The following is a 20845-nucleotide window of genomic DNA, read 5'->3' as shown; positions in this document are numbered from 1 at the left end:
TCATATCATGTGTGGAATTGTAGGATGGATTGATTGGGAAAAGGACTTATCTGGTGAACGTGATGTGCTGCAAAAAATGACCCAATGCCTCAAGGATCGAGGCCCTGATGCAGAAGGCTTTTGGCTGACTCCTCGTGCGGCCCTCGGTCATCGTCGCCTTGTGGTCGTAGACCCTGCTGGCGGACAGCAGCCTATGTCGGCTCTCAAAAACGAACATGCCTGCACCATGATTTACAATGGTGAATTGTATAATACCGAGGATTTGCGAGCAGAACTGCTTGCTTGCGGACATACCTTTCAATCTCACTCGGATACGGAGGTACTTTTGCACACGTATTTGGAGTGGGGGCCAGATTGTCTGTCAAAGCTAAACGGCATCTTTGCTTTTGCGATCTGGGACGAACGCGAACAAAGATTGTTTGTCGGCCGTGACCGTATGGGGGTTAAGCCGTTGTTTTATGCGCAAAGAGGCAGTTCCTTTCTGTTTGCCTCCGAGCTCAAAGCCTTGCTCGCTCACCCTGATGTCAAACCAGAGCTCTCTCGTGAAGGCTTGGCGGAGGTTTTCGGAATCAGTCCCGCTCGTACGCCTGGCCATGGTGTTTTTCACAACGTACATGAGGTTCGGCCCGGCGCTTATCTGTTGGTGACGCGTGATGGTGTCATGCAAAAACGCTACTGGCAGCTCGAAAGCCACCCACATACAGATGACCTGGAGACGACAGCAGAACGTGTCAGGGAGTTAGTCACAGATTCGATTGAACGCCAATTGGTTGCGGATGTTCGCGTTTCGACCCTCTTATCAGGCGGGTTAGACTCGAGCATTATAACAGCGATTGCGGCAGATCATTTTCAAAAAACAGGCCGCGGAACCCTGCACAGCTACTCCATTGATTACGTAGACAACCGAAAACATTTCAAGGCAAGTACTTTTCAACCGAATGAGGATGAACCATATGTGCAGCTCGTTACAAAGTTTCTCGGAACCCAGCACCATACGATTGAGTTCGACACAGACGATTTAATTGAATCCCTGAAAACAGCGACACTCGCCCGCGACTTGCCGGGGATGGCTGATGTGGATGCGTCCCTTTACCTGTTTTGCCGAGAAATTAAAAAAGAGACGACCGTCGTCCTCTCTGGAGAATGCGCCGATGAAGTATTTGGTGGCTACCCGTGGTTTCATCGCGAGGAACTGCTGAATGCCGGGACGTTCCCATGGTCGAGAGCAACGAAACAACGTGCCTCCTGGCTATCCCCTGATCTTCGCGATTGGGTCAAACCCGAGGAATACGTTGCCATGCGATATGAGGAATCTCTCGATGAAGTTCCACATCTTCCAGGCGAAGATCCAATGGAAGCTCGCCGACGGGAAATGTTTTATTTGAATATAACGTGGTTCATGAACACGCTGTTGGATCGCAAAGACCGAATGAGTATGGCGGCCAGTCTGGAAGCGCGCGTCCCGTTCTGTGACCACCGCATCGTGGAATACGTCTGGAACATCCCATGGGATATGAAGACGCATGGGAATCGGGAAAAAGGAATTTTGCGAAAAGCCATGGAAGGAATCTTGCCTGATGAGGTTTTGTATCGCAAGAAAAGCCCGTATCCGAAAACACATAATCCCGCCTATACGGAAGCTGTACGCTCTTGGCTGCTGGACATATTAAACGACTCTTCCTCTCCACTGCTTCAACTGGTAGATGTTCCAACGATTCGAAAAATTGCCGAGTCAGATGCACAGGCTTCGAGCATTCCGTTTTTCGGTCAGCTCATGAGTACACCCCAATTGTTCGCCTATCTCGGCCAACTGGATTATTGGCTGCGGGAATACCGTGTTTCCATTCGTGCCTAACGACATTACAAAAGCTCCTCGCCCCTTATGATTCGGGGGAATTGAGGAGCTTTTCGTTACTTTTTGGTTCTTCCCCGTTGCTTGGTTCTACGTACGGGTTGTGCCTTCGGGTTGAGGGGTATGGTAGCAATAGATTGATATCTCAGATCAAACTGCTCGCCTGAGCGTTTCATGATCGTGAACGTTTTGGTTGCGCCGACTCGGATCAAACGGTAGTCGACTCTTGTTTTTTTCCCTCCCCCGCTCAGTATCGCAGCCACGGTCCGATGATCCGGCTGATTCACTTTTATCTGCAACGACAACACGGTTGCAGGAAAAGGTGGGATGTCACGATAAGGAACACAGAGCTTTCCTTTCAGCATCCGCAAATGGAGATTCCGAATCATCACTTCCGTCAATTGCTTCCCCCAATACCGGCGGAAAATACGGGAGATTTTTCGTTTTGTGTTGTATTTTTCGGGCAATGGCGTGTAATCCACACCGTTTACGGTATACACAGGCTTTCCTCTCGGCGAATTCGCGATCTGAGTCCAGACATGCTCTGCTGATGTGATAAACTGCTTGAGCCTCTGCAACTCATCCAAGGATTTCACCTCCTCCATAAACCGTATGGTGGTGGGCTTATGCTAGTACGCCCGATTTCAGCGTTTCAAACGTAACGGACAACAATTCTGAACATACATATAAATTGCAATCATATTATCGAGATGATAGAATATAAACCGCTTTCACTTCTCCTGTCGGGAAGTGCGTTTTTTTGCCCTTTAAGTTTAGTACTATTTAATTTCTCGGAGGTTGTAATGAATTTCATCATTCCCATCGCTGGCTTACTCATCGTGATCGGGTTAGCATTGTTAGGGAGCAATGGACGTAAACAGGTCAAATACAAACCGATCATCGTCATGATTGCTCTGCAATTTTTGCTTGCCTTTCTTCTTCTGCATACCAAGTTTGGGTTTATATTCGTTTCAGCCATTTCCAAATCGTTTGAAAAGCTTCTTGCTTTTGCTGCGGAAGGGATCAATTTCGTATTTGGCAATCTGGCAAACGACGGACAAATGTCCTTTTTCCTTGGTGTATTGCTCCCAATCGTCTTCATTTCCGTTCTCATCGGTATTTTGCGGCACTTCAAGATTTTACCGATTATCATGAAGGCAATTGGCTTTGTTCTAAGCAAAATTAACGGCATGGGTAAGCTGGAGTCTTACAACGCTGTTGCTTCTGCTATTGTCGGCCAAAATGAAGTATTCATCACCGTGAAAAAACAGCTCGGTTCCTTGCCGGAGCACCGTCTGTATACGCTGTGCGCGTCAGCCATGTCCACTGTTTCAATGTCGATTGTCGGTGCGTACATGACGATGATTGAGCCAAAATACGTTGTCACGGCCCTATTCTTGAACTTGTTTGGCGGCTTTATTATCGCATCGATCGTCAACCCTTATACAGTGAACGAAGAAGAAGATTTACTGGAGATTCAAAGCAATGAAAAGCAGTCCTTTTTCGAAATGCTCGTCGAGTACATCATGGACGGCTTCAAGGTAGCGGTAGTCGTGGGCGCTATGCTGCTCGGTTTTGTTGCCTTGATCGCGGCTGTGAATAGCTTGTTCGGCATGATTTTCGGCTGGACATTCCAAGAAATGCTTGGCTTCGTCTTCGCTCCTTTTGCCATCCTGATGGGCATTCCTTTTGCGGAAGCGATGACGGCTGGTAGTATCATGGCGACGAAGCTCGTAACGAACGAGTTTGTGGCCATGATCGAGCTGGGCAAAGTCGTATCTGAACTGAGCCCACGTACAGTAGGAATTCTCTCTGTCTTCCTCGTTTCGTTCGCGAACTTCTCCTCCATCGGCATTATCGCTGGTGCGGTGAAAGGGCTGAATGAGAAACAATCCAATGTAGTCGCTCGCTTTGGGTTGAAGCTGTTGTTCGGTGCCACACTGGTTAGTCTTTTGTCTGGTGTCGTCGTCAGCTTTGTCCTGTAAGTGACATAAGAAAGTGTCCCTCTGCTATGTGCAGTAGGGACACTTTTTTGTATGCAAAGGGTATAGCTAAAGTTCTATTACAAAAAAAGGATGATTGCATGGTTTGTGGAAATGAACCAAATAAAAAAATATTTGGAGGAGATAAAATGAGTGACATTGGAATAAATGAACCGAGTCAAAAGCTCGACATCGGTGGAGTTAGACTATGTTTCAAATATTTTGGTGAAATAAGTGATTTTCCGACGGTGGTTTTTGATTCTGGTTATGGGTGTACATTGAACTACTGGAGTTCGATTGGTGGTGACATTTCAAAGCATACTAGGATGTTCATTTATGACCGAGCAGGTATAGGGGAAAGTGAAAGTGATAAAAGACCTCGTCATAGTCAGCAAATCATTGAGAATCTTAGAAGCTTGCTTCAGAAAGCAAACGTGTCTCCCCCTTACGTTTTGGTCGGGCACTCTTTTGGAGGATTGAATGTTCGACTATATGCAAGTACATTCCCAGAAGAGGTTGCCGGAGTGATTTTATTAGATCCATGTCATGAAGATCAAAATAAAGTCATGGTTCCTTTGTTCTCTGAAGAAGTTCAAGCAGCGTACTATAGTCAGTTTGTTCTTGAAGGTTCTATTCAAGAGATGGAAGAAAGCTTTGAACAAGCTCGAAATTCTAAATCACTTGGTAACAAGCCACTCATTGTCGTATCGGGTACATTACAACCTCATCATAATCCCGAATCTATGGCTGCTTGGGTCCACTTACATAAAGAGCTTACGAAATTATCAACCCGCAGCAAGCATATCATCGTTGAAAATGCTGGACATGCCATTCATATTGATCAGCCAAATGTTGTCGTAGATATCATTAAAGACATGCTCCTTTTGTGTAAAGCTCAAAAATAATTAAGATGAATTAGTTTTACAGCAGCTATGATCATTGGACAACTCCCTCACTATAACCCTTGCTATCCTTTCGGGTAATAAAAGTAACCAGCGAGTGTCCGGCTACAATCGAGACACTCGCTGATTTTTATCGTATGACCTTTTCTACATCGACACGTCCGGAAAAAAAGGTAGCTCCTCCCCCCATGTCCGCGATGCGATCCGGGGTCAGCGCATTTACATGATGCTTTGAGTGAGGAGCATCAGCCCACAAGCCTTGACTGACCACCACTCCCGGTAAAACATTTTCTCCTATCGATACAACCAGCTCGCATTCTCCCCGTTCATTCCATATGCGGACCGTATCTCCGTCACTTATGCCTGATACAGACGCATCTGCCACATTCATATGCAAACGAGGTATTTTTTCCATCTTCTGATGTTTTTCATTATTCGAGAACGTGGAGTTCAAATAATTGTGATTGGGCCCCGGGACAAATAAATACGGGAAATCCCCATCATTCACCAATGGCGTGTACGTTGGTAATGGGGGCAGCCCTCGTTTTGCCATTGCTTGCGAGAAAAGCTCAATTTTACCACTTGGGGTGGGCAGGTGTTCCAAAAAGAAAGGTTCCAGATTGGCTTTGGCATATTGTTTTTCGACCAAAGTTTCATACGTGATTCCTTCCAGATGAGGATTGCCGTGCCCCTCCAACGCCTGTCTGACCATCTCTGCATCACTGTCTTGAAAAACAGGTTCGTCATATCCCATGGCAGCAGCCAGCAAACGGAAAACTTCCGTGTTGGACTTGCTCTCTCCAAATGGGGCGATCACTGGTTGCTGAAGTTGAATGTAATGATGCCAATAGGACGTGTAAAAATCCGTATTTTCATAAGAAGACGTCGCTGGCAAAACGATATCGGCATAGAGAGCCGTCTCCGTCAAAAATAAGTCGTGTACGACCGTGAACAAGTCCTCTCTCGCCAAGCCTTCCCGAACTTTGTTTCCATCCGGTGCAACAATGGCTGGATTGCTCGTATAGACGAAGAGCGATTTGACCGGCGGCTCTGTATCGAGCAACGCTTTTCCAAGTTCATTCATATTGATGACTCTCGTCTGTTTATTGTCCAGCAAATCTGGTCGCTGCACAGCAAGCTTATTGTGCTCCAAGAAACCTTTATTCCCTTTATTGGCCCCACCGCCTTTAACGAGCCACTGCCCTGTCAGGGCCGGAAGACAAGCAATCGTCCTTACACACATTCCACCATTGTCGTGATGCTGAATGCCGTTTCCAATGCGAATAAAGGACGGAGAAGTGGTGCCATACATTCTCGCCAATTTGTAAATATCGTCGACAGGGACACCCGTTATGACAGATACGGTAGCAGGATCGTAGGTGCGTACATGCTCCTTGAGCTCTTCATGTCCTACCGTATATTTTTCCATAAAGGCTGAATCTACCAAGTTTTCAGCAAAAAGCACATGCATGATGCCCAATGCCAAAGCCGTGTCTGTTCCGGGTAAAATCGGGATAAACCAATCAGCCCATCGACCCGTCTGATTTTTATGGACATCAATCACGACGATCTTCGCCCCATTTTTTCGAGCCTGTTCTGCAAACACCACTTGATGCATGTTCGTGCTAACCGTATTGATCCCCCACATGATGAACAGCTTGGAATGAACGGTGTCTTCCGGATCTGTTCCAAAGGCTCCGCCCATCGTGTAGCTGTACCCTACAGCCCCTGCACTGTTGCATATCGTTCGGTCAAGCTGACTGGCCCCCATACGATAGAAAAAACGGCGATCCATTCCTTCCACACTAATCCGCCCCATGTTTCCGTAAAAGCTGTAAGGCAAAATGCTCTCGGGACCGTCTGAGTCGATCAAGGCACGCCAGCGTTCGGTTATGGTAGTGATAGCTTCCTCCCAACTGATTTGAACGAACTCCCCGCTCCCTTTTTTGCCAATACGCTTCAGCGGATGCGTGAGTCGCTTGGGATCGTAAATGCGCTCTGTCATGTTCCGGACTTTGTTGCAAATATTTCCCTTCGTCACCGGATGGTTCGGGTCCCCTTCAATTTTGACGATTTTCCCCGCCTGTTTATGAAGGAGCAATCCACATTGGTCCGGGCAATCAAGTGAACAGACTGCTGGAAAAACACCGTTTTCCTGGGTTGTATAAGTCATGGAGGTTCCCTCTTTCTCATAACAGTAACTAGCTTTTATACGCTATTATAATCGATTGAAAAAAGAAGGCACTACCCCTGCTGCAACGAGAAGTTACGTATTTTTATTTTTATGTACCATTCGTCTCATTACGAATTCCAATGGTCCGTTCAGCTTATATTTTTCTAAAATCGTAGCCAATAGCAGTGAAAGACTCCATATACCCACGGCAATCAAAGCAGCCATTCCGTTACTAACGCGTCCCCCTAAATCAAGTGCTACTGGTGACAAGAAAAGAACAAGCATCGCCTCATTCCATACAAAGAAGGTTAAAGAACGTTTTCCTAAAGCCATAATCGACTGGAGGACAGGCCCCGCTTTTTTTACCTTTGCCCCAATGATTCCAAAGAAAGCCGCATAAGCTAATCCTCCAGCAATTCCGGTTAAAATGTGGAATCCATAAACGAAACCAGCGAGAAAAAAGCTCGGGCTCCATATGTTCCCAATAAAGCTTAAAGGCAATGCTCCTAGTATAGAAACAGCTAAGCCCATCGTTGTTAGGAAAGTAAGTGTTCGTAACTGTTGCTCTGGCTTGGTTAATAATTGATAGTTGGCAATCCACATACCCAGCAAAACAGAAGGAAGAATCGGGAACATACCATGAATAAAAATAGGGATAAACGGAAAATAAGTCAAACTAAGTATCAGCGTGCTAAGATAGGTGTCTGTAGCTAACACCTCTGGAGGAAACCCATAATCTCCGATGGATTCCATCGTGAAGCCCCACATTATCGGATTTGCGATGATATACAATAACGTGATACCAATAAAGGTTCGGATCAGCGTCTTGATTTCATGTGTTAACAGCCAACTGACGAGAAGTCCAGCTACCCCGTAGGCCATTAAAATATCTTGACCGCCAATGATCACCACTAAAACGGCTCCAAATACTATCAAATACCAGGAACGCCTCCGGACCACCTGTAAGGCTTCTTTTTCTCTTTTTCCTTTCGCCATTTGACTATCAAAAGCCAGTACCAAACCATAACCGAATAAAACAGCAAACATCGCTCTCGCTCTGTTATCAATGATGAACATGCCAAAAAGATTCACAACCTGATCAAAGAAATTCTGACTTTCCATCCTGTGAACGATCCCGGGTTCCAAAGCGTACAGATACAGCGGGGCATGCGCGAGAGCAATAAGTAGTAACATAGCGCCCCTGGCAAGATCTAATGAAACGGCACGTTTTTTTGTCTCCGCCGTTTTTATATGAGGTAAAACAGACATACGATCCTCTCCTGTGTTTGTTGACAAAAGTTCAACGGTATCGTTAAACAATGAGCTTCTTCACCATTTTTACGAGCTCAACGGCGTATTGCTCCATGGGTATAGATGAATTCACTTTAAGCATTCTTTCTTCGATCGCCCCGATAATAATGGATGCGACTATATCCGTTTGAAAAGATGAAGTAAATTCCCCATTCTGTTGGCCTTCCTCGAGAATATCCACTAACATCTTTCTAAGTCCGTCCTCTTCCTGTTCGTCTTCCATTCTGTAATAAGGCAACCCCTTTTCATTACGAGCCGTAAACACAATCTCAATCAAGGCAATCGTATGTTTATAATGGGTTTCTTGATAAGCCAGATGTCCCTCTATAAAAGCTTCCAGTTTTTTCGTTGCGGACTGCGATAACCCAACGTTCCCACGAATAAAATCAAGTTGCTTCGCTACCAGAAACAGTAAGGTATGATTCATGAGATCAAGCTTGTCATGAAAGTGATAAGAGATAAGCCCTGTGCTAATCCTGGCTCTCTTTGCTACCTTCGTTAAGCTTAAGTTGTGATAGCCAACCTCTTCCAATGTATCAATACAAGCAAGTACAATCTGCTCTCGTCTAGCCTCGGCAATAAAAGAATCAGTCATTGCTACTACACTCCTAGCGGGTCATTTTTGATCAATTAATCAAAAATTTGATCGGTCAGTCAAATTGTATGTAGTATGATTTCATTTGTCAAGAACATCCCGAGACAATAAAAAGGGCCCCATCACTGTGATGGCGCCCCCTTTGTCTACGATTTTAGAAATCCCAATCCAGTAAGTCCTCCAGCAGTTCGCGTGAAAATGCTAATTGCTCCGGTGTGTATTTATCCAGAAAGCTCTTAAATCGCTGTTCAATATCCTGATGCATCTGGTGATGAATCTTATGCAGCTTTTGTCCCTTTGCAGTTAGCCGATAGTACACTTCTTTCTTATTATCAATCAGTTGTTGCCTTTTAATTAAATCAAGCTTCCATAACTTTTTGCTGATCCGGGTAATGGACCCTTTCGTTAAGTTGACTTTTTCCGAAATCGTGGTGACATTGATCGGACCATAATCCCCGATACAGGCAATGAAATGAATTTCGGATAGGGTAAGGTTTAGCTTCATCCCCATCTCGGATTCCAGCTTCTGCATCTCTTCTGCCATTCGCGCAGTCAATTTGCTTTCTCGCCGCTCTTGCTGCGTGACTAGCTGTATGTAAAGCTGTATGATCCTCTGCTTGGAAAGTTCTGTGCTTTGCATATCATGTCTCCTAGATAACCATCTCCTTTCCATTATATACTGATTGTTTCGAGGAAAACAATTTCATTTTGTTTTTCACAAAACAATCTTGTTTCAATCAATATGTCGGGCACCAGTGGGAGATTCCTTTCCGAATCGCTTCCATCGGATTAGACTCCGCCTGAGAAACCGCCCATGCGACATATCCATCCGGTCGAATCAACGCTGTATGCACGTCATGCCAATCAGTAGCTCCCTTAGCAAGCGAAGCGCGAACTACATGGACATGCTTGTATTTCGACCAATCGAGAGCATCGCCTAATCGTTCATCCGAGTCGAAATGTAGCAAGAGGAATGAACCAGAATGAAAAAGCTCGTATGCATTCTGACACTCACCGTTCTCCAAACGCAGATTCAACTCTGTAAAACGTCGACCGTTCAATACATGCGGCTCCGTCTCCCCATCCGGTTCATACTCGACATTGAGCGCAGAGATTTGGGTAGCCAGCAGATAATTTGCCTCGGGTATTTGCAGCAGGTCGGACACCATATTCCTCAAAGCTATGACGGATGGGGAGAATTCCGAACTACCGAACAGAAGCGATTGCACCTGTGTATTCGTTAGCAATGCGGTAGTGATGGGGGAACGCTCCGTATGATAGCTGTCCAACAGCCAATCCGGTGCCCAGCCTTTTAAATGGGCCGCCAGCTTCCAACCCAGGTTGATTGCCTCTTGCAAGCCAACGTTCATCCCCTGTCCTCCGGCTGGAAAATGAATGTGCGCCGCATCTCCCGCCAAGAATATTCGTCCTTCCCGATAACGCTGAGCTTGCAAGGTCGCATTGCCAAAACGAGTCATCCAAAACGGATCGGAAATTCCAAAATCGTCTCCAAGAATGCGCAGCAAGCTAGCCCGCAGTTCCTCCAGTGAAACTGGTTCTTCTTTTGGTATGGCCATTCGCTCCGGATCGATCAGCACCACCCGATGCATCCCTTTTGGCAAGGGTACAATCATGACCAAACCTTGTTCATTAAAGTAGGAAGGAGCTCCCGATTCGGGCGGATTTTTTAAAACAACATCCCCTTGCATAGCCGTAAAAGTCGCATTCTTACCGACAAACGGAATGCCTGCCTGCTTGCGGACAATACTGGCAGCGCCATCTGCACCGACCACATAGCGTGCCGTCAGCACAGCCTTTCCATTCGGCCCGACAGCCTCAACCTCAACCTCAACCCCGTGCTGATCTTGGTGTACGGCCATTACTTCCACTTCCCTGCGTATTTCCACCCCCAGACTTTTTGCCCACTCCTCTAGTATCTTCTCTGTTTCATGTTGGGGAATAATCAGTGTGTAGTTGGACGAAGAATCTAAGACAGAAAAATCCAAGCGTGTATCAAGCGCAGCAAAATGCCCTGTCTTAATCGGCTTACCTCTATCAAGTAATTTGGCTTTTAGCCCGCGCAAATCCAGGATTTCCAGTGTGCGCGGATGTACAGTGAGCGCCCGTGAAAACGGGGTTGTTTCCTTTAAGCGCTCAAGCAGGCACACCTTCACTTTAGCCAACGCCAGCTCTCCAGCCACCATCATGCCAACTGGTCCACCCCCAACAATAATCACTTCATAATCAACCTGCATCGAAACCACTCCCTCTTTTTGTTTTGCGCGAAACAATATTAATATATCACTTCTTCTTTTCATTGAAAACGATTTTCAATGAAACACTTTTTAAAGACTATGCCAACAAATGAAAAAAGGCGACCCCTTCTCGAATCGAGCAAGAGATCGCCTTTTTCTATATTCTTATCGTTTGGCTACGACAATAACATAAACATGACCTTGATCATTTGTCCACAAATCCACTTTGTCCTTAGAGGAAAGATCGCTTTCTTTCAAGTCATTACCGTTGTAGTATTTGATCTTCGCGTCTTCTGTCATCTTCAAGCTCGTCGATACGTCATTGAAGAATACGTATTTATCTTTGTTCACGCGGGATTCAATTCCGACGAAACTCACGTTTTCCTTCGCCAGCTTTCCACTGATTGAAGCAGCAATGACATCACCATCACGATCAAGGGTCAATGTCACGTACTCAAATTGATCGACGTCTTCAATCGCATCCTCATCCGTTACATCGTATGTCTTGCCGTTAACCTCTACTTTCGCGGAAGTCACCTTGCCGTCATCGTTACGAACCTCAACAGCGTCAACCACGCCGCTTACTTTCTTAGGCGCACCTGTAACGGCCTTTACTTTACCAGCGTTGTTGAGTGTCAGCGTGTACTCTTTGTCGTTGGATGCTGCATCGCTGTCAATCGTGACGCCTGACAAGAGCTCATACACTTTCCCGTTCACAGTAATTTTGGAACCGGATTTTTTCGTCACGTATCCTTTTACGGTTTGCTTTTCCAAAGTCAGCTCCACAATGTCATTCGTGCCGACGTTGTATTTCCACGTAAGGATGCGGTGGTCATTAAACTGATCGGTTTTAACCGTCGTTGGTGATACGGAGCTGCCATCGACAGTCAGCTTCGCGTTGGTCAAGATATCGTAGGTTTTCCCGTCGATTTTCACAGTTGCCAGTTTTCCTGCTGCATACGCGGTTGTGTCCGAGACCAGCTTGTTCGTAGCTGCACCTACACCCTGCTCTACTTTGATTAGATTTCCATTTTTGTCAAACGTAAGCACTGCAATTTGGCCGCTCGCCAACTCATCCAGCTCATCTACTTCGTCTTCGTCTACGAACAACTCTGTATCTTCATGCACCTCGTAATTGACGCCGCTAACGCGAATCAAGTTTTTGTCTGTATCCACGGTGATCGTATCTGTGAAGCTCAGCTTCGTGTAAACAAGCTCAGATACTTTGCCGTCCACGTTGAGTGTCAGCTCGACCAAGTCATCTTTTTCGATGTCAGAGAACGAAGCACTTGTTGCTTTCGCCTCTGGATGCGCCTTGCCTTTGACCGTTGCTTTGGAATCCAGAGTATAGGTCGTGCCGTCTACTCTCAGCTCTTTCTTCGAGTTAGAACCGCTCACGGAAGATACTTTTTCCACAATTCCTTTTGTCGTGTTGTCGCTAATCGTGATGGACTTGATCTTGCCGTTATCCCCAACGACTGCCACAAACTTTTGGCCGATGTGAGAACGGCTTACATTTACGCCATCTTCTACTTCCAAAACGACTTCTCTTCCATTGACGATTGCCTTGAATTTCTTTTCATCGCCTACAGCCGTTGTAAAATTAAGACCAGTCTTCACGATTCCTTCGACAATTTCGGAGTCAGAAGTAACAACGGTGAGGAAAGACACACGGTCGTTTTTCGTCATGTATTCTACTTGCGCACCTACGACCAGATTGCCGTATACTTGCGCGGAATCAGCCAGTTCGATTTCTTTGTTTTGTCCGACTAGTTTCAGCTTTTTGCCAGACTTGTCATACGAAGCAACTGTGCCCTTCACTACTGGCAGCTTCTGATTGGTTCCTTTTGCATTGCCATTTTTGTCGTAGTATGCGCCATTTGCGTATACAGGCGTTTCCATAAAGCGATCGGTATACTTCGCGACGATATCACGCGGAGCTGCTGCTGTCGGTGTTTCTTTTGCATCGTAAATACCTGCTCTGTCGGCTTCCAGCAAGTACGGTATGTACCACTCGCTTGAGGCTGATGGACGAACGTCAATCTTCAAGCCCTGAACGTAAACAGTCAACGCTTCCGCAATTTTCACATTGTTGTTCGGTTTGAAGGTTCCATCCGGATATCCCTTGATGATGCCCTGGGATACCGCAAGATTAATGTATCCTGTTGCCCAGTGATCTGTTGGCAGATCTTTAAATACGGTCTTTCCTTGCAGTAACTTTGCTTGCGCATCTGTGTACCCGAGTGCCAGCACAGCTACTTTGGCGAACTCTGCTCTCGTCACTTCTTTATACGGTTTGAAAGTGCCATCGGTATATCCTTTTAATACACCGGCATAATTCAATTTCAGAATCGCGTCTTTATTTACGTTTCCGCCAATGTCGGAGAATGGCAGTGCCGTAGCGGCCCATCCGGTACCCGGCAATGCAAGCGATCCTGCCAGAACCGCTGTCGCTACTAATTTTTTGAAATCCCTGCTTGCTCGATTCTTTGCTTTTTGCAAAATAAACCCCTCCATCAATGTAACAGTGTTATCAGTTCATTCTCTCCAGCAAACTCTCCCATTTGAAGAAATGATGGAATAGTCTACAGTAGAACTGTTTTCTTCCGCCGAATGCTCTTTTTAGACGACAAGACTTCCGAAAAAGTTTCAAAGCTTGTTCGCGGTAAATCATTCCACTGTTCTTCAAACCACGCGAGTCTTGGTTGAACAACCTTAAGTCGATACCCAATTGCTTCTGAACAGAACCGCAACTGGAAGGGTCGACTGTCAACTGCAATAAAATCTTGCTCACGACGACCAGAACAAATCCGTTCAGTGTCCGAAACGCCCAATCTCATTCCCGTTTGCAGCAGCAGACATGAGGGCACGTTGGCGTTACAGCAAACGGCAAACGTCGTAACCGAGTCAATTGTTGACTTCACGGTCAACAATTGATAAGATGCGCTTATGAGTAGACCAAGAGAATTTGATGTTGATCGTGCGCTTCAACAGTCCATGGAAATGTTCTGGGCGAAAGGCTTCAAGTCGACTTCTTATGACGATTTGACTCGCACGACGCAAGTGAAAAAGCAAAGCTTGTATTGCGTGTTCAAGGACAAGCGGGATTTGTTCCTAAAAGCGTTGGCACTGTATCGCGAACGGAGCATAGCGATGCTGGAAGAGCTAGCCTCTCAGGAGGTGTCGCCATTGAAGAAGCTGGAGGCTATCTGCGACTCTACGCTGTATCAGAACGATGAAACATTGCGCCGAGGATGTCTCATGGTCAATTCCGCATTGGAATTCGGAGATGACGACCCGGAAGTCAACCGCGAAGTAATGCTGATGTTCGATCAGGTCGAACGTATTCTCGAAAAGATCATTCGCGACGGCCAGAAGCAAGGGCTCATTTCTGCACGACAGTCCAGCAAGGAGCTGGCGGTTTACTTGAACAACGTGCTTAGCGGGGCGAAGGTCATGGAGAAGTCGGGCGCTTCCCGGGAGCAGATCGCAACGGTTTTGCGTACGTCATTTGCGCTGATGATTTCGGAGAACGGTCGCTAGAGTCAGGCCATCCGAGCCGAAAGCTGCGGGGTGCGGGTTAAAAAGCGATTGCATTACTGGAGCGCCGTGACTAACGGATACCGTATCCGTTTTCGGCGGCAATTTCGCCCCTTCTCACTTCTAATGGACTCAGTTGCCCTTTTTTCGTGATAAATGCTGCTTGGTGCGTCCGTTAAAATGCTCAAAAGTGGAGTGGGAGGCGGGGGAGCATGTCTCGGTCGATTTCGGCTATGATCCGCAGAGCCGAGATTGCTCGAACATCTCCCGTCCAGGCGGGCGAGACGTTTGATTCAGAGTGGGATGCTTTTTTTTACGATGTTATTGACTACATAGTCAACAATGCGATAAAGGAGGTGGGGCTTAGGAATTATAAAGGAGCAACTGGGGAAAATCAAAGATGTAGCTTTTTTACGCCATGAAGGCTCATTTTTTTGTTATATTCTTGACTCGATAGTCAAGAAAAAAACTAAAGGAGGTTCTTATGACATATTCGCAATCCGTTCAATCCTTATTCCAATCGTTCTCAATCGGAAATCTTCAGCTATCCAATCGCATCGTAATGGCGCCGATGACTCGCCAATTCTCTCCGGAAGGCGTGCCCGGCCCTGATGTGGCGGCCTATTACCGCCGCAGGGCGGAGAACGGCATCGGCCTCATCGTGACAGAAGGCACGATTATCGATCATCCGGATTCGTCCAATCAACCAAATATACCGCATTTCTATGGCGAAGCCGCATTAAACGGTTGGGCGAACGTGTTGTCTGAGGTTCACGTGGCGGGTGGACGGATCATCCCGCAGATTTGGCATATGGGAGCCCGTGGCCAAGTTGACAATTATACGGAAACGGAGATCGCCGCCATCGTTCAGGCATTCGCTCAGGCGGCAGCTAATGCCAAACGGCTTGGCTTCGACGGCATCGAGCTTCACGGAGCCCACGGATATTTGATCGACCAATTTTTCTGGGAGAAAACGAACCAGCGCACCGATCGTTATGGCGGCGACATTGTGAAGCGCACCCGCTTTGCAGTAGAAGTCATCGAAGCTTGCCGCCGTGCTGTCGGTCCGGACTTCCCGATCGTCCTTCGTATCTCACAATGGAAGTCGGGCGACTATACGGCGAAATTGGCGGCAACGCCAGCTGAACTGGAGCAGTTCTTGGAGCCGTTAACCGGGGCTGGCGTCGATGTGTTCCACTGCTCCACCCGCCGTTTCTGGGAGCACGAGTTCGAAGGCTCCGATTTGAATCTGGCCGGATGGGTCAAAAAGTTGACGGGAAAACCGACGATTACGGTCGGATCGGTCGGCCTGGAAACTGAATTTATGAGTTTCTTTACAGAAGGTAAGGGCTCAAATATCACCAATATCGACGGGCTGATCGAAAGGCTGGAGCGTGGAGAATTCGATCTAGTGGCCATAGGTAGGGCATTATTGGCCGATCCCGCATGGGCAAGCAAGATTCGCGACGGCCGACTCGACGAGTTGCTCCCCTTTACGGCCGAAGCAGTGAAAACTTTGTATTAAGTTCCGCAAAAACTCCGGAGTTTACCCGGTGTTTTTGCGTTATGGCACCGACATTCAACTCATGAAAGCGTTCGGGAATCAAGCATCAGCACCCGCTTCACACAGGAAGACAAAGGCAGTTTAGGACTTTTTATTTCAAGCCCAGGCCGCCGCTATTTCATTTTTATTATCACTAGACAGATATGTCGTAGAACGTAATAAAACCACCTGAAACCTCAGGTGGTTTTACGTTTTATTCCAGCAGGAAATGCTATAAGCCAGGTTCTGTCTCTCCCGTGCTTCAAGCGGGGCAATCCCTCGCACCAAGAGCGGTAGCCATCTATCTATGGCATCCGAAGATACCATCCGTCCTTTCCGTTTGATTCCTTCAGGACGGTTCCCCTACCTAATTTGGGTTTCTCGCTCGCAGGGTTTACCGCGTTCCATCTTTTCTGTCGCCAGAAAAGCTACGTTTCTGTGGCACTTTCAGCGTACTCGGGCCTCAGAGAGAGCCCTTTCCACGCCGTCAGCAAGGCTCAGCACCTCACTGCCCTGGCTTGCACCAGGTACGAACACTCCAGGCATCTCAGCCTGGGCGAGCCTGGACTTTCCTCTACCACCAATCGTTAAAACGATTGCGGCAGCGACTACCCACATTTCCTGCACATCAGAATCAGTAACATTTACTCTATCACATGCCTCCTGCATGGTCAACAAGCAGGATTTGGAAGGTCCATTTGTAGTACAATAGAAATGGCTACGAGGAGGTATAACGATGATAACCATTACTCCAACTGCGGCAGTACGTCTTGCACAAATGATCGCGGAAGAATCGGATGCTGAACAGCTCGGAATCAGACTCGTCCCGACTACGACGGGTTGTGGCAGCTATTCATATAGCATCGCCATTACGGAAGCGGACAAACACGATATTGCCCAAAATATAGGTGGGATTCATTTCTTTTATCAAACGCATGAGATAGACAAGCTTTCCGGAACCGTCATCGACTGCGACCCTGCAACTGGCCGCTTCTCTATTTTCCATCCGCGCCCGATGCAAACAGATTGCTCGCTTACACATTGATTAGGAGGTTACTATGCTGCTCTTATCATTTGAAAACATCAAACCAAAGATTCACCCTACTGTTTTCCTGGCAAAAGGCTCCGTCGTTTCTGGCGATGTCGAAATCGGCGAGGATTCTTCTATTTGGTACAACACCGTGATCCGCGGGGACATCGCTCCGACCATCATTGGCAAACGTGTCAGCGTGCAAGACAATAGCACCCTGCATCAAAGCCCCAACAACCCGTTGATCCTCGAAGACGAGGTGACCGTTGGACATAATGCCGTTTTACATAGCTGCGTGGTACGACGCGGTGCATTGATCGGAATGGGCGCGATTGTGTTGGATCGTGCGGAAATCGGGGAAGAAGCGATGGTTGCGGCGGGTGCACTTGTTCCTCCAGGCATGAAGGTACCACCTCGCTCGCTTGTTGTCGGCAATCCAGCCAAAGTAAAACGCGAACTTAATGAGGCAGACTTGAAAGAATTCGTACGCATTCGCCAATCGTATGTAGATAAAGGAAAGATGTATCGCCAACTGGAAGAAACCCCGCTAGAACGGGAGTAGGAAAAAGAACAGGGAGGTCGAGGGCGCCTATGCCCCTTCTATCCTCCCTGTTTTTTATGATTTGCGAATTTCTAAATAATGCGTTGCGCCCACTAAAAACCGGAAGCTCGTCGGTTGCAGACTGGAAGTGTGGCCGAACCGTTGTATTTCTTCCATGAGCTGTGGCAGCTTGCTATATGGCTTACGATCCAATCCGATTAACGGATAGAGTCTGATTTGACCACCAGGCTGACAAACACGAAGTAATTCATTGATCGCGTCCAGGTGAAATTGCTCATCGAACTGTTGGTGGTACAAAAACAAAAAATGACTGCCAAGCACCAGTGAAAATTGATCGTTTGCAAAAGGCAATTCCGGCAGCAAGCCTGAGACGTATCTTTTACCGATGCCTTCATCGGCACGATACGCGGCAATGAATTTCTTCAGTGACCTTTCTCTATTTTGCTGATGCTGGCCAAGCGAGCCGTAATATTCCCAAAGAAGTGTATGTGCAATTCCAGCCAGCTTTTGTGTCGATTCCTCGATCTCTCGCTTCCCCTTCGTATCAATCTCTTCAGGCTTCATTTCGTAAAGCGGATCGACTGCGATTACCTCTCGTCCTTGTTGACATGCCTCTACTGTAAAGGAGGACGCTCCTGCCCCGACATCCAAGATCGGTCCCTTCGTCAAGATTTCCTCCGTGAGCGAAAACATATCCACATACTCTTGATAGGAACGGCATGTCATAGCCACTCCCACTTGCTCGTACACCCCTGCATCCTGTTCTTTTCTCATCTCGTCTCAGCTCTCCTCATCTCATATTCCTCGATCCTTTTCAAAGGAAAAGGAAAGAGTTGAGCAAATATTACCAAAATACTTTTCAGGATTCAATGACGCAACTAACCTGTGCATGGAACAAAAAAAGCGGCGTATCCATAATGGAAACACCGCTTTACCTTACGAAGCATTCTGCAATCGATCTACCTCGCGAATGTGTTCAAACAGCATATACGAGCGGATCGCTGTCTCTAAGTGGAGCCGATCCGGTTCTTTGGTCGTGCTGTATTTTTGAAAGAAAGCCGACAGCTTGTAAAGAAAGCCGAAATATTTGCGCACGTAGTGATCCCCGAGCATGCCAACAAGCAGTCCAGCTACTCCGCATGCGACGCTCCATTCCAAGGGTAAAATGAATACAGATAAAATGAACCCCGTAAAAAACCACACGACCAGATTCGTCGAGCAGCCGTCATTCACGATATTTGCCCGTTGAATCTCTTTCAATGCTGCTAACGACTTCTTACCCCCATAGCTAAACACTTTATGTTCCGCGCCGTGAAATTTTTTCATCATTTTCGGAAAAACGAAGTGAAAGCCCGCGATGTATACAGCTACCCACATTGGATCGAGGATGGCCCAATCAGGCTTCACGATCGCTGCCAGTACATAACCAGCGAGCAGGAGATGAAACAATTGATAGTACCACGGAAAGGAGAAAAATATTCGATACCAGAGCTTCCCTATCGTTTTCAATGTGATTTTTTCCGCCCACATATGAATCACGCCGTCTTTTACTTCCGCGCATGCCAGCACATTTCGATCATGAAAAAGCACACCGCGTCCAAATGACATCCCCATAATCATCTCGTTAGCTATTCTCCTTCCGCCCTAATGTCGTTATAATAGGTTGTTGTACGCAGAATGAAGGAGGTTTCCACAATTGATCCGCATGGTTCCAACTACACCATTAACACCTTTACACGATCCATGGGAGCCGTTGTTCAATGCGACACCCCCCGCCTATAAACTTACCAGCGTCGAGTTTACTGTAACGAATCTGTGCAATCTCCGCTGTGAGCATTGCGCGGTTGGTGATACATTGCGATACAAAGACGATCCCGCTCTCCCTGTCGATCTCATACTTCGTCGTCTCGATGAAGCAAAAGATCTGCTTACTATCAGTATAACAGGCGGAGAACCGATGTACAGCGAGCGCACCGTGAAAACTGTGATCGCGCCTATTCTACAATATGCAGCAGATCGTGGGCTGCGGACGCAAATCAACTCCAACATGTCCATGCCGTTTTCTCGGTATGAGTTGATCCTGCCTTACATCGACGTCATGCATATTTCGTGGAACTGGTCTACTCCTGAAGAATTCCATGATATTGTTTACGCAAAAGCACGGCAGCCGGTTTCAATCAAAAGAGCGGAAGCACAATTTCAAGAGATGATGGAAAATGCGCGAAAGCTTTCAGAAGCAGGTGTATTTGTCTCAGCCGAGACAATGCTGAATCATCGCACATGGACAAAGCTCGATACGCTCCACCGTCAGATTCAGGAGATGGGCAGCAAGCGCCATGAGGTACACCCGATGTATGCGAGTGATTTTGCCCGTGATCTGGATGTCCTTTCACTCGAAGAGCTCCGTCAAGCCATTCATCGGATGCTCGATGTACGCAATGAAGATTTGTGGATGCTTTTCGGGACGCTTCCGTTTTTCGCTTGCAGTCCTGAAGCAGCAGACAGGGAATTGATCAGCAGACTGCGCTCTGCGAAAAATGTGACGACTCGCAATGATCCAGATGGTCGCAATCGTCTTAACATCAACATTTTCACCGGCGATGTCATCGTGACCGATTTCGGAGATGTAGAGCCATTGGGCAATATTCAAACTGATCAGCTCCAGGCGATGTTTGAAAAATGGCAAGAACACACGCTGAATCAGAAGATCAATTGCTTCTGCCCTGCTGCTGGATGTGCAGGACCTAATCTGCTCGTTGCTAATACTTACTATCAGGAAACTGATTTTACTCTGCGCAAAGCACTCGTCTAATCGGGGCACACTAGGGCGTGAGGTGATCTACCATGAGCAGACGCAAACGCCCTCTCGTCCCCGAGGCGAGAAAAGGACTGGACGCGCTCAAAGCACAGGTTGCACACGTTGCTGATCCCGCTCTGGCCAAATTCGAGGTCGCAGAAGAAATTCATGTTCCGTTGCAGCACGGCTACAATGGACAGTTAACCTCTCACGATGCTGGTCGAATCGGAGGACGCTTGGGCGGCAGTATGGTCAGAGAGATGGTACGGATGGCCATGGAAGGCATGAATAAAAAACCGTAAT

18 protein-coding genes and 1 other RNA gene are annotated in these 20845 nt (G+C 47.1%); 9 read left to right on the top strand and 10 right to left on the bottom strand.

The genetic code is table 11. The features are described 5' to 3' along the window. The first annotated feature begins 7 nt into the window (after positions 1-7). Complete coding sequence (gene asnB / locus HP568_RS04795; RefSeq protein ID WP_173628566.1) at positions 8-1855, top strand: asparagine synthase (glutamine-hydrolyzing); 1848 nt, start codon at positions 8-10, stop codon at positions 1853-1855. A 56-nt stretch (positions 1856-1911) separates the two neighbouring features. Here the strand turns inward: asnB and HP568_RS04790 are convergent, their stop codons facing one another. Continuing rightward, positions 1912-2448 (bottom strand): DL-endopeptidase inhibitor IseA family protein, encoded by a 537-nt coding sequence (locus HP568_RS04790; protein WP_082195906.1) that lies wholly within the window; start codon positions 2446-2448, stop codon positions 1912-1914. 207 nt (positions 2449-2655) lie between these two features. Between HP568_RS04790 and HP568_RS04785 the strand changes: the two genes are divergently transcribed. Then, on the top strand, positions 2656-3837 hold the full coding sequence (locus tag HP568_RS04785; RefSeq protein ID WP_173628485.1) for a NupC/NupG family nucleoside CNT transporter: 1182 nt from the start codon (positions 2656-2658) through the stop codon (positions 3835-3837). A gap of 146 nt (positions 3838-3983) precedes the next feature. Beyond that, positions 3984-4739: an alpha/beta fold hydrolase gene (locus HP568_RS04780; RefSeq protein WP_173628484.1), complete on the top strand. Its 756-nt coding sequence runs from the start codon at positions 3984-3986 to the stop codon at positions 4737-4739. Positions 4740-4866: 127 nt separating this feature from the next. Here HP568_RS04780 and HP568_RS04775 read toward each other — a convergent pair whose 3' ends face one another. The 6 genes from HP568_RS04775 to HP568_RS04750 form a co-directional block, all read right to left on the bottom strand. Then, positions 4867-6909, bottom strand: coding sequence for a molybdopterin-containing oxidoreductase family protein (locus tag HP568_RS04775; protein ID WP_173628483.1), 2043 nt, complete (start codon positions 6907-6909; stop codon positions 4867-4869). Between the two features lie 93 nt (positions 6910-7002). Further along, complete coding sequence (locus tag HP568_RS04770) at positions 7003-8178, bottom strand: DUF418 domain-containing protein (RefSeq protein WP_173628482.1); 1176 nt, start codon at positions 8176-8178, stop codon at positions 7003-7005. 43 nt (positions 8179-8221) lie between these two features. After that, positions 8222-8815 (bottom strand): TetR/AcrR family transcriptional regulator, encoded by a 594-nt coding sequence (locus tag HP568_RS04765; RefSeq protein ID WP_173628481.1) that lies wholly within the window; start codon positions 8813-8815, stop codon positions 8222-8224. 154 nt (positions 8816-8969) lie between these two features. Next, positions 8970-9455 (bottom strand): MarR family transcriptional regulator, encoded by a 486-nt coding sequence (locus tag HP568_RS04760; protein ID WP_173628480.1) that lies wholly within the window; start codon positions 9453-9455, stop codon positions 8970-8972. Between the two features lie 97 nt (positions 9456-9552). Further along, positions 9553-11070, bottom strand: a complete 1518-nt coding sequence (locus HP568_RS04755; protein WP_173628479.1) for a monooxygenase — start codon at positions 11068-11070, stop codon at positions 9553-9555. Between the two features lie 165 nt (positions 11071-11235). Then, positions 11236-13572 (bottom strand): S-layer homology domain-containing protein, encoded by a 2337-nt coding sequence (locus HP568_RS04750; protein WP_173628478.1) that lies wholly within the window; start codon positions 13570-13572, stop codon positions 11236-11238. A 447-nt stretch (positions 13573-14019) separates the two neighbouring features. Between HP568_RS04750 and HP568_RS04745 the strand changes: the two genes are divergently transcribed. Together HP568_RS04745 and HP568_RS04740 are read left to right on the top strand one after the other, a co-directional pair. After that, complete coding sequence (locus tag HP568_RS04745) at positions 14020-14613, top strand: TetR/AcrR family transcriptional regulator (RefSeq protein WP_173628477.1); 594 nt, start codon at positions 14020-14022, stop codon at positions 14611-14613. Positions 14614-15094: 481 nt separating this feature from the next. Beyond that, positions 15095-16135, top strand: coding sequence for an NADH:flavin oxidoreductase (locus HP568_RS04740; protein ID WP_173628476.1), 1041 nt, complete (start codon positions 15095-15097; stop codon positions 16133-16135). Positions 16136-16383: 248 nt separating this feature from the next. Here the strand turns inward: HP568_RS04740 and rnpB are convergent. Beyond that, positions 16384-16773: RNase P RNA component class B (rnpB, locus tag HP568_RS04735), an RNA gene on the bottom strand. Between the two features lie 116 nt (positions 16774-16889). Between rnpB and HP568_RS04730 the strand changes: the two genes are divergently transcribed. Together HP568_RS04730 and HP568_RS04725 are read left to right on the top strand one after the other, a co-directional pair. Beyond that, positions 16890-17198, top strand: coding sequence for an iron-sulfur cluster biosynthesis family protein (locus HP568_RS04730; protein ID WP_048032381.1), 309 nt, complete (start codon positions 16890-16892; stop codon positions 17196-17198). Between the two features lie 13 nt (positions 17199-17211). Continuing rightward, a complete protein-coding gene (locus tag HP568_RS04725; protein WP_048032380.1) occupies positions 17212-17745 on the top strand; it encodes a gamma carbonic anhydrase in 534 nt (177 codons plus the stop codon). A 54-nt stretch (positions 17746-17799) separates the two neighbouring features. Here the strand turns inward: HP568_RS04725 and HP568_RS04720 are convergent, their stop codons facing one another. Together HP568_RS04720 and HP568_RS04715 are read right to left on the bottom strand one after the other, a co-directional pair. After that, positions 17800-18519 carry a class I SAM-dependent methyltransferase gene (locus HP568_RS04720; protein ID WP_173628475.1) on the bottom strand — a complete coding sequence of 240 codons (720 nt, stop codon included), beginning with the start codon at positions 18517-18519 and terminating at the stop codon, positions 17800-17802. A gap of 162 nt (positions 18520-18681) precedes the next feature. Then, positions 18682-19365, bottom strand: a complete 684-nt coding sequence (locus HP568_RS04715; RefSeq protein WP_173628474.1) for a DUF1385 domain-containing protein — start codon at positions 19363-19365, stop codon at positions 18682-18684. A 76-nt stretch (positions 19366-19441) separates the two neighbouring features. Between HP568_RS04715 and yfkAB the strand changes: the two genes are divergently transcribed. Both yfkAB and HP568_RS04705 read left to right on the top strand, forming a co-directional pair. Next, the gene (yfkAB, locus tag HP568_RS04710) at positions 19442-20557 is read left to right on the top strand and encodes a radical SAM/CxCxxxxC motif protein YfkAB (protein ID WP_173628473.1); all 1116 of its coding nucleotides are present in this window, start codon (positions 19442-19444) and stop codon (positions 20555-20557) included. A 32-nt stretch (positions 20558-20589) separates the two neighbouring features. Beyond that, entirely contained in the window at positions 20590-20844 is a 255-nt protein-coding gene (locus HP568_RS04705) for an alpha/beta-type small acid-soluble spore protein (RefSeq protein WP_173628472.1), read from the top strand. Position 20845 lies beyond the last annotated feature (1 nt).

The organism is Brevibacillus sp. MS2.2, assembly GCF_013284345.1.
Taxonomy (GTDB): Bacteria; Bacillota; Bacilli; order Brevibacillales; family Brevibacillaceae; genus Brevibacillus; species Brevibacillus brevis_C.
The sequence above is the reverse complement of the archived record's forward strand: the minus strand, read 5'-3'. Positions and strand labels throughout refer to the sequence as shown.